Source organism: Rhodoferax sp. RT4P68 (genome assembly GCF_056521305.1).
In genome coordinates, this window is record NZ_JBWMBB010000008.1 from 165,567 (window position 1) to 175,293 (window position 9,727).

At 65.7% G+C, this 9,727-nt stretch carries 7 protein-coding genes; 5 read left to right on the top strand and 2 right to left on the bottom strand.

What is annotated here, in order from left to right; all coding sequences use genetic code 11:
- Positions 1-57: 57 nt before the first annotated feature.
- Positions 58-471, bottom strand: a complete 414-nt coding sequence (locus tag AC099J_RS18335) for a gamma-butyrobetaine hydroxylase family protein (RefSeq protein WP_479616719.1) — start codon at positions 469-471, stop codon at positions 58-60.
- A 10-nt stretch (positions 472-481) separates the two neighbouring features.
- On the bottom strand, positions 482-4,333 hold the full coding sequence (locus AC099J_RS18340; RefSeq protein ID WP_479616720.1) for a DUF3683 domain-containing protein: 3,852 nt from the start codon (positions 4,331-4,333) through the stop codon (positions 482-484).
- Positions 4,334-4,522: 189 nt separating this feature from the next.
- On the opposite strand from AC099J_RS18340, the gene ugpB reads away from it, so the two are divergent.
- From ugpB to ugpQ, 5 genes are all read left to right on the top strand, one after another.
- The gene (gene ugpB, locus AC099J_RS18345) at positions 4,523-5,839 is read left to right on the top strand and encodes a sn-glycerol-3-phosphate ABC transporter substrate-binding protein UgpB (protein WP_479616721.1); all 1,317 of its coding nucleotides are present in this window, start codon (positions 4,523-4,525) and stop codon (positions 5,837-5,839) included.
- Between the two features lie 82 nt (positions 5,840-5,921).
- Positions 5,922-6,803: a sn-glycerol-3-phosphate ABC transporter permease UgpA gene (gene ugpA, locus AC099J_RS18350; protein WP_479616722.1), complete on the top strand. Its 882-nt coding sequence runs from the start codon at positions 5,922-5,924 to the stop codon at positions 6,801-6,803.
- A gap of 137 nt (positions 6,804-6,940) precedes the next feature.
- Complete coding sequence (gene ugpE / locus AC099J_RS18355; protein WP_479616723.1) at positions 6,941-7,789, top strand: sn-glycerol-3-phosphate ABC transporter permease UgpE; 849 nt, start codon at positions 6,941-6,943, stop codon at positions 7,787-7,789.
- A gap of 4 nt (positions 7,790-7,793) precedes the next feature.
- Complete coding sequence (locus tag AC099J_RS18360; protein WP_479616724.1) at positions 7,794-8,798, top strand: sn-glycerol-3-phosphate import ATP-binding protein UgpC; 1,005 nt, start codon at positions 7,794-7,796, stop codon at positions 8,796-8,798.
- 85 nt (positions 8,799-8,883) lie between these two features.
- Complete coding sequence (gene ugpQ, locus AC099J_RS18365; RefSeq protein WP_479616725.1) at positions 8,884-9,627, top strand: glycerophosphodiester phosphodiesterase; 744 nt, start codon at positions 8,884-8,886, stop codon at positions 9,625-9,627.
- Positions 9,628-9,727 lie beyond the last annotated feature (100 nt).

A 9,727-nucleotide genomic window follows, 5' to 3' on the forward strand; every position in this document is an offset into this window, starting at 1 on the left:
GGTCCGCGCAACAGCCGCAGGGGCGGGTGGGCGGTGGCGGCACCGCCCCGAAGGAGGTCAGTGGCTGGCGCAGCCGTGGCCTGCCTTGGGCGGCATGGGCGCGTCGCGCTCGACCCCGGCATTTTGCAGGCGCGCTTCGTAGTCGGCCCACAGCTGCGCCTGTTCCTTGCCGAGGAAGTACAGGTATTCCCAGGTGAACAGCCCGGAGTTGTGGCCGTCCGAGAAATTCGGCTGCACGGCGTAGTTGCCGACCGGGTCCAGACCCAGCAACGTCACCTCGCGCTTACCGGTCTGCAGCACTTCCTGGCCCGGACCGTGGCCCTGCACCTCGGCCGAGGGCGAGTAGACGCGCATCAGCTCGAACGGGATGCGGAAGCGCGCGCCGTCGGAGAACGCGATCTCCAGCACGCGCGACTGGCTGTGCACGGTGATGTCTTCGGGCGTGGGGGCGCCGTTCTTCAGGCCTGCCATGGGGTTCCTTTCACACGAGCACGCGCTCGATACCGCCGCCGTTCGCCGCCGCCACGTAGTCGGACATCCACTGCTCGCCCAGGATCTTGCGCGCCATCTCGACCACGATGTAGTCGGCCTCCAGCAGGCCGCTTTGCAGATCGTCCTGGTAGCGCGAGAGGCCTTGCAGGCAGCTCGGGCAGCTGGTCAGGATCTTGATGTCACCTGCAGCGCCCGAGGCCCGCAGCTCTGCCTCGTTCTTTTGCAGCTCCTCTTCCTTGCGAAAGCGGATCTGTGTGGAGATGTCGGGCCTGGTGACGCCCAGCGTGCCGGACTCACCGCAGCAGCGCTCGCTCTTCATCACCTGGTCGCCCAGCAGCGCCTTGACCGTCTTCATCGGCTCTTGCTGCTTCATGGGCGTGTGGCAGGGGTCGTGGTAGAGGTAGGCGCCGGCCTGCCCCAGCGTGATGCCTTTTTCGAGCAGGTACTCGTGGATGTCGACGATGCGGCAGCCCGGGAAGATCTTGTCGAACTGGTAGCCCTGCAGCTGGTCATAGCAGGTGCCGCAGCTGACCACCACGGTCTTGATGTCCAGGTAGTTCAGCGTGGTCGCCACGCGGTGGAACAGCACGCGGTTGTCGGTGATGATCTTCTCGGCCTTGTCGAACTGGCCCGAGCCGCGTTGCGGGTAGCCGCAGCACAGGTAGCCCGGCGGCAGCACGGTCTGCACGCCCGCATGCCACAGCATGGCCTGCGTCGCCAGGCCCACCTGGCTGAACAAACGCTCCGAGCCACAGCCCGGGAAATAGAACACCGCCTCCGAATCCGTGCTCGTGGCCTGCGGATTGCGGATGATGGGTACGTAGTCCTTGTCCTCGATGTCCAGCAGCGCGCGCGCGCTGCGCTTGGGTAGGCCGCCGGGCATCTTCTTGTTGATGAAGTGGATGACCTGCTCTTTCACCGGCGCCGGGCCCACGGTGGCCGGCGGTGAGGCGGTCTGCTTGCGGGCCAGGCCCTGCAGCAGCTTGCTGGCCATGCGCTGCGCCTTGAAGCCCACGTCCACCATGGCGGTGCGCATGAACTTGATGGTCTGCGGGTTCGTGGCGTTGAGCATCAGCATCGCGGCCGCGTTGCCGGGGCGAAAGCTCTTCTTGCCCATCTTGCGCAACAGGTTGCGCATGTTCATGGTCACGTCGCCGAAGTCGATCTTGACCGGGCAGGGCGTCAGGCACTTGTGGCAGACCGTGCAGTGGTCGGCCACGTCCTCGAACTCGGCCCAGTGCTTGATGCTGATGCCGCGCCGCGTCTGCTCTTCATACAGAAAGGCCTCGATCAGCAGCGAGGTCGCCAGGATCTTGTTGCGCGGGCTGTAGAGCAGGTTGGCGCGCGGCACGTGCGTGGCGCAGACCGGCTTGCATTTGCCGCAGCGCAGGCAGTCCTTCATGCTGTCGGCAATGGCGCCGATGTCCGACTGCTGCAGGATCAGCGACTCGCTGCCCATCAGCCCGAAGCTGGGGGTGTAGGCGTTCGTCAGGTCGGCATGCAGCCCACCGTCGCGCAGCAGCTTGCCCTTGTTGAAGCGGCCTTCCGGATCGACGCGGCGCTTGTAATCGGCAAACGGTGCGACCTCTTCCTCGGTCAGGAACTCGAGCTTGGTAATGCCGATGCCGTGCTCGCCCGAGATCACGCCGTCCAGCGCGCGCGCCAGCTTCATGATGCGCGCCACGGCCTCGTGCGCGGTCTGCAGCATCTCGTAGTTGTCGCTGTTGACCGGGATGTTGGTGTGCACGTTGCCATCGCCCGCGTGCATGTGCAGCGCCACCCAGACCCGGCCCTTCAGCACGCGCTGGTGGATGGCGTTGCATTCCTGCAGGATGGGGCGGAACGCGGCGCCGGCAAAGATGTTCTGCAGCGGCGCGCGGATCTGCGTCTTCCAGCTGGCGCGCAGGCTGTGGTCCTGCAACTGCGGGAACAGCGTGTCCACGTCGTGCAGCCACTGCAGCCACTGGCCACGCACTTCGCGCAGCAGGGCCAGCGCCTGGGCCACGCGGTCCTCCAGCAGCTCGCCCGAGGCAATCTCCGAGGCGTCGTCCTCCTTGCCCAGCGGCAGGGGGGCGGCGGTGAAGAAGTCTTCCAAGGCGTCGCACAGCGCCAGCTTGTTGCGCAGGCTCAGCTCGATGTTGATCCGCTCGATGCCGTCGGTGTATTCGGCCATGCGCGGCAGCGGGATCACCACGTCTTCGTTGATCTTGAAGGCGTTGGTGTGCCGGCTGATGGCGGCCGTGCGCTTGCGGTCCAGCCAGAACTTCTTGCGCGCCTCAGGATTGATGGCGATGAAGCCCTCGCCCCTGCGCGAGTTGGCGATGCGCACGACCTCCGACGTGGCGCGCGCCACGGCATCGGCGTCGTCGCCGGAGATGTCGCCGAACAGCACCATCTTGGGCAGCCCGCCGCCGTGCGCCTTGGACTTGGTGGCGTAGCCCACGGCCTTCAGATAGCGGTCATCCAGGTGTTCCAGGCCCGCAAGCAGCACCCCGGAGCGTTTCTGCTCGGCAAACATGAAGTCCTTGATCTCCACAATGCTGGGCACCGCGTCCTTGGCATTGCCGAAGAACTCCAGGCACACCGTGCGCGTGTGCTGCGGCATGCGGTGCACGATCCAGCGCGCGCTGGTGATCAGGCCGTCGCAGCCTTCCTTCTGGATGCCCGGCAGGCCTGACAGGAACTTGTCCGTCACGTCCTTGCCCAGGCCCTCCTTGCGGAACACGCGCCCCGGGATGTCCAGCCGCTCGGTGCGCACCGGCGTCTTGCCGTCGGCTTCGAAGTAGCGCAGCTCGAAGCTGGCGCGCTCGGCGTCGTGGATCTTGCCCAGGTTGTGGTCCAGCCGCGTGACTTCCAGCCACTGCGCCTGCGGGGTCACCATGCGCCAGGAGGCCAGGTTGTCCAGCGCCGTGCCCCACAGCACGGCCTTCTTGCCGCCCGCGTTCATGGCGATGTTGCCGCCGATGCACGAGGCCTCGGCCGAGGTCGGGTCCACCGCGAACACATGGCCGCCGCGTTCGGCTGCGTCGGCCACGCGTTGGGTCACCACGCCGGCCTCGGTCCAGACGGTGGCCACCGGGTGGTCGACGCCGGGCAGGCTGACCATCTCGATCTCGGTCATCGCCTCCAGCTTCTCGGTGTTGATGACGGCGCTGTTCCAGGTCAGCGGGATGGCGCCGCCGGTGTAACCCGTGCCGCCGCCGCGCGGGATGATGGTCAGCTTCAATTCGATGCAGGCCTGCACCAGCGCGGCCATCTCGGCCTCGGTGTCAGGCGTCAGCACCACGAAGGGGTATTCCACACGCCAGTCGGTCGCATCCGTCACGTGCGAGACGCGCGACAGGCCATCAAACTTGATGTTGTCCTTGGCCGTCAGCTTCTGCAGCACCCGGCGTGCCCGGCGGCGCAGCGCGGCCACCTCGCTGAAATCGGCATCGAAGTTCGCCACGGCCTGCCGGGCCGCGTCCAGCAGTTCGCCGACGAGCGCATCGCGCGCGAGGTCGGCCTGCGGCGTGCGCCGGCTCTCGGCGGCGGCCAGACGGTGCTGCAGCGCCTCCACCAGCAGGGCGCGGCGCTTGGGGTTGTCCAGCAGATCGTCTTGTAGATAGGGGTTGCGCTGCACGACCCAGATGTCGCCCAGCACTTCATAGAGCATGCGGGCCGATCGGCCGGTGCGGCGCTCATCGCGCAGCGACTGCACCAAATCCCACGCACGCGCACCCAGCAGACGCACCACGATCTCGCGGTCGGAGAACGAGGTGTAGTTGTAGGGAATCTCACGCAGGCGCTGCGTGGGATCGCTCGGAGCCAGCAAGTGGGTCAGCGTCGTGGGGGCGTTCATCAGGGATCTGCGGTGGAGCGGCCGGCCCTGGTCGCGGGCGGGCGTGGATGTTAACGCAGCGCAACAATCGACTGATCCACCCGCGCAGCCCCTGGAAACCCCGCATGGGCGCATGACAGTCACTGCGCTTAAATCGTTTTGTCACATTGCGGCGCTACCCTGCCGCCTTTCCCTTATATCGGAGCTTTCATGAAGAAGACCTTTGCACTGGCCGCGTTGGCCGCAGCCGTCCTGACGCTGCCCGCTCACGCCCAGACCGAGATCCAATGGTGGCATTCGATGACCGCCGTCAACAACGAGTGGGTCAATGACCTGGCCAAGCAGTTCAATGAGAGCCAGAAGGAATACCGTGTCATTCCCACCTTCAAGGGCAACTACACCGAAGGCATGACGGCCGCCATCGCTGCCTTCCGTTCGGGCAACGCGCCGCACATCCTGCAGGTCTTCGAAGTGGGCACGGCCACCATGATGGCCAGCAAGGGCGCCACGGTGCCGGTGGGCAAAGTCATGGCCGATGCGGATCTGGCGTTCGATCCCAAGTCCTACATCCCCGCCGTGGCCGGCTACTACACGGCGCCCAACGGGCAGATGCTGAGCTTTCCGTTCAACAGCTCGACCACCATCTTCTACATCAACAAGGACGCCTTCGCGAAGGCCGGTTTGCCGACCGACAAGGCCCCCGCCACCTGGCCCGAAGTGTTCGCTGCCGCCAAAAAGCTCAAGGCCAGCGGCCACAGCTGCCCGATGACGCTCGCCTGGCAGGGCTGGACCCAGCTGGAGAGCTTCTCGACCTGGCACAACGTGGAATTCGCCACGCATCAGAACGGCCTGGCTGCGGATGGCTACAAGGCCCGCATGAAGATCAACTCGCCGTTGCACGTGCAGCACATCGACAACCTGGCCAAGGCCGCAGCGGCCGGCGAGTTCGTCTACAAGGGCCGTGGCTCGGACGCGCAGGCGTCGTTCACATCGGGCGAGTGCGCCATGATCCAGACCTCGTCCGGCTTCTACGGCGACGTGGCCAAGAACGCCAAGTTCAAGTACGGCCTGGCGGCACTGCCGCACTACCCCGATGTGAAGGGCGCGCCGCAGAACACCGTGATCGGCGGCGCCTCGCTGTGGGTCATGTCCGGCAAGTCGGCTGCCGAGTACAAGGGCGTGGCCACATTCTTCGACTTCCTGTCGCAGACCAAGGTGCAGGCCGCCAGCCACCAGCGCACCGGCTACCTGCCGATCACGCTGGCCGCCTATGACCTGACCGACAAGTCCGGCTTCTACCAGAAGAACCCCGGCACCGATGTGGCCGTGACGCAGATGATCCGCAAGACGACCGACAAGTCGCGCGGCATCCGCCTGGGCAACTATGTGCAGATCCGCACCATCGAGGACGAAGAGCTCGAGCAGGTCTGGGGCGGCAAAAAGAGCGCCAAGGACGCGCTGGACAGCATCGTCAAGCGCGGTGATGAACTGCTCGTCCGCTTCGAAGCCGCCAACCGCGGCAAGTGAGCGCGCGGCTTCGTTGACAATGTGACGTGTATGTGACGGCGCCCGGGGGGCGCCGTTCTTCTTTCCAGAAAGCTGATCGACGATGGAAAAACGCGTCCTGTTCCGGTCCCGTTGGTTGCCCTGGGTACTGCTGCTGCCGCAGCTGATCATCATCGGCGTCTTCTTCTTCTGGCCGGCGGGGCAGGCGCTGCTGCAATCGCTGCAGACGGAAGACGCCTTCGGCATGAGCACCGAATGGGTGGGTTTCGAGAACTTCGAGCGCATCTTCAACGACGCCGGCTACCTGGCCTCGTTCAAGACCACGGCGATGTTCTCTGTGCTGGTGGCGGTCACTGGCCTGTGCCTGGCCCTGCTGCTGGCCATCTTTGCCGACCGCATCCTGCAGGGCGGCATGTTCTACAAGACGCTGCTGATCCTGCCCTACGCGGTCGCCCCGGCCATCGCCGGCGTGCTGTGGGTGTTCATCTTCTCGCCCTCGATCGGCATCGCCACCTACTGGCTGGGCGAGTGGGGCTACACCTGGAACCACCTGATGAACGAGGGCCAGGCCATGACCATGATCGTCATCGCCTCGGTGTGGAAGCAGATCTCCTACAACTTCCTGTTTTTCCTGGCCGGTCTTCAGTCCATCCCCAAGTCGTTGATCGAGGCCGCCTCGATCGATGGCGCTGGCCCCTGGCGCCGCTTCTGGACGATCCAGCTGCCGCTGCTGTCGCCCACCACCTTCTTCCTGTTGGTCATCAACATGGTCTACGCCTTCTTCGACACCTTCGGCATCATCGACGCGATGACCGCCGGCGGCCCGGGGCAGGCCACCTCCATCCTGGTCTACAAGGTCTACCAGGACGGCTTCAAGGGTCTGGACCTGGGCGGCTCGGCGGCGCAGTCCGTCGTGCTGATGGTCATCGTCGTCGCGCTGACCGTCGTCCAGTTCCGCTACATCGAGAAGAAAGTGCAGTATTGAAATGAATCCACCCCGTTTGGATGTCTCACTTCGTGTAGATATCCATCCCCCTCAAGGGGCGCACCCAGCGGCCTGGCAGAGCCAGTTCCGCGGGTGCCCTGGCTTGGCCCGTTCCGCGGCCATGTTGGACAACTGACATGGTCGACCGCCGCCCCTGGCTCACGGTGCTGACGCATGCCGTCATGATCGTGGGCGTGCTGATCGTGGCCTTCCCGATCTACCTGGCCTTCGTGGCCTCTACCCACACGCCGGACGCCATCGTGCAGGCGCCCATGCCGCTGCTGCCGGGCGGCAACTTCTGGAACACCTACAGCACGGCGCTGTTCGGTGAGAGCCGGCAGGGCTTCAACACTTCCGTGGCCCGCATGATGTGGGTCAGCTTCGTCTCGGCCATGGTGATCAGCATCGGCAAGATCGCCATCTCGCTGTTGTCGGCGTTCGCCATCGTCTACTTCCGCTTCCCGTTCAAGATGCTGTGCTTCTGGGCCATCTTCGTGACGCTGATGTTGCCGGTGGAGGTGCGCATCCTGCCGACCTACAAAGTGGTGGCGGACCTGAACCTGCTCAACACCTATGCCGGCCTGACGCTGCCGCTGATCGCCTCGGCCACGGCCACGTTCCTGTTCCGGCAGTTCTTCCTGACCGTGCCGGACGAACTGGTCGAGGCCGCCCGGGTCGACGGCGCTGGCCCCATGCGCTTTTTCATCGATGTGCTGGTGCCGCTGTCCAAGACCTCGATCGCGGCGCTGTTCGTGATCCAGTTCATCTACGGCTGGAACCAATACCTCTGGCCGCTGCTCATGACCACGTCCGAAGACATGTACCCGGTGGTCATCGGCATCAAGCGCATGCTGGCCGGCGGCGAGGCGGCCAACGACTGGAACATCATCATGGCCACGGCCTTGCTCGCCATGCTGCCGCCGGCGCTGGTGGTGATGCTGATGCAGAAATGGTTCGTCAAGGGCCTGGTCGATACCGAGAAATAAAAACATGGCGTCTCTCTCTCTTCGCAACGTCGTCAAGCGCTATGGCAAGGGCCCCAAGGCCAACCAGGTGATCCACGGCGTCAGCGCCGAAATTCCCGACGGCGAGTTCGTCGTCATCGTCGGCCCCTCGGGCTGCGGCAAGTCCACGTTGCTGCGCATGGTCGCCGGGCTGGAGGAGATCAGCGGCGGCGAGATCTCCATCGGCGCGCGTGTGGTGAACGACCTGGAGCCGGCGCAGCGCGACATCGCCATGGTGTTCCAGAACTACGCGCTCTACCCGCACATGAGCAACTTCGACAACATGGCCTACGGGTTGCGCATCCAGGGCGTGCCGAAGGACGAGATCCGCACGCGTGTGGACAAGGCGGCCAAGATCCTCGAACTCGGCCACCTCTTGGAGCGCAAGCCGCGCGAGCTGTCGGGCGGCCAGCGCCAGCGCGTGGCCATGGGCCGCGCCATCGTGCGCCAGCCGCAGGTGTTCCTGTTCGACGAGCCGCTGTCCAACCTGGACGCCAAGCTGCGCGCGCAGACCCGGCTGGAGATCCAGAAACTGCACCGCGAGTTGGGCACCACCTCGCTGTTCGTCACGCACGACCAGGTCGAGGCCATGACGCTGGCGCAGCGCATCATCGTCATGAACGCCGGCGTGATGGACCAGTTCGGCACGCCCGAAGAGGTCTACCACCGGCCTGCCACCACCTTTGTCGCTAGCTTCATCGGCTCGCCGCCGATGAACCTGCTCAAGCACGCACCAGGCGTGCACGAAGGCAAGATTCTCGGCATCCGGCCCGAGCACCTGGTGCTGGATGATTCCGGCTGGGCCGTGCAGGTCGAGCAGGTCGAGCTGCTGGGTGCGGAACGCCTGATCTACGGCCGCATCGCCGATGAGCAACTCATCATGCGCCTGGACGAAGGCAAGCCCGCGCCCAAGGTCGGCGACACCGTGCACATGGCCGCGTCGCCCGAGCGGCTGCACTGGTTCGACGCCGCTACCGGCAAGCGGCTTTGACATGAAGCCCCCACGCTCATCGCTTCGCGTATCGCTGCCCTCAAGCGGGCGCACAGTGGCTTCGGGCGGCCGGGCGCCCACTGAAATGACCGCCCCCCCTTGGCCGTATCCCACCTGGGTGGCCCACCGCGGTGCTGGCAAGCTGGCGCCCGAGAACACGCTGGCCGCCTTCCGCCTGGGCGCGTCGTACGGTTACCGCATGTTCGAGTGCGACGTGAAGCTCAGCGCCGACGGCGTGCCCTTCCTGCTGCACGATGCCACGCTGGAGCGCACCACCAACGCGACAGGCATCGCTGGCGAGCGGCCCTGGGCCGAGCTGGCCCGGCTGGACGCCGGCAGCTGGCATTCGCCGCGCTACGCAGGCGAGCCGCTGGCCACGCTCGATGGCGTGGCGCGGTTTTGCCAGGCGAACGGTCATGCGCTGAACATCGAGATCAAGCCGACGCCCGGCAAGGAGGCCGAGACCGGCGCCCAGGTGGCAGACCGCGCGGCGTTGCTGTGGGCCGATGCGCCGGTGCCGCCGCTGCTCACTTCGTTCCAGCGTGACGCGCTGGTGGCGGCACGCGACACCCGGCCGGCGTTGCCACGCGGCTTGCTGCTCGACAGTTTGTGGGACGGCTGGCTGGAGGCCGCCTTGTCCTTGCAATGCGCCGCCGTCGTCTGCCAGCACCGGCTATGGACCCCGCAGGTGGTGGCGCAGGTCGCCGCCCAGGGCCTGCGCACGCTCAGCTACACCGTCAACGAGCCAGCCGACAGCGCGCACCTGCGCGCGCTGCGCACGGACGGCCAGATCACCGACCGCGTCGACCTATTCGCCCCCGGCCCCTGACCGGCGTCCGCAAAAGGGCGGATTGACGGTCTTTTCTTGCGCAGTATTTGGCGCTAAAGAACGCTAGCATTTGTTATGTTCGAAGAACGGGTGTGACGCT

Bases quoted from the DNA above. Each gene is read 5' to 3' on its own strand.
- AC099J_RS18335 (WP_479616719.1), bottom strand. From the start codon at position 471: ATGGCAGGCCTGAAGAACGGCGCCCCCACGCCCGAAGACATCACCGTG.
- AC099J_RS18340 (WP_479616720.1), bottom strand. From the start codon at position 4,333: ATGAACGCCCCCACGACGCTGACCCACTTGCTGGCTCCGAGCGATCCC.
- ugpB (WP_479616721.1), top strand. From the start codon at position 4,523: ATGAAGAAGACCTTTGCACTGGCCGCGTTGGCCGCAGCCGTCCTGACG.
- ugpA (WP_479616722.1), top strand. From the start codon at position 5,922: ATGGAAAAACGCGTCCTGTTCCGGTCCCGTTGGTTGCCCTGGGTACTG.
- ugpE (WP_479616723.1), top strand. From the start codon at position 6,941: ATGGTCGACCGCCGCCCCTGGCTCACGGTGCTGACGCATGCCGTCATG.
- AC099J_RS18360 (WP_479616724.1), top strand. From the start codon at position 7,794: ATGGCGTCTCTCTCTCTTCGCAACGTCGTCAAGCGCTATGGCAAGGGC.
- ugpQ (WP_479616725.1), top strand. From the start codon at position 8,884: ATGACCGCCCCCCCTTGGCCGTATCCCACCTGGGTGGCCCACCGCGGT.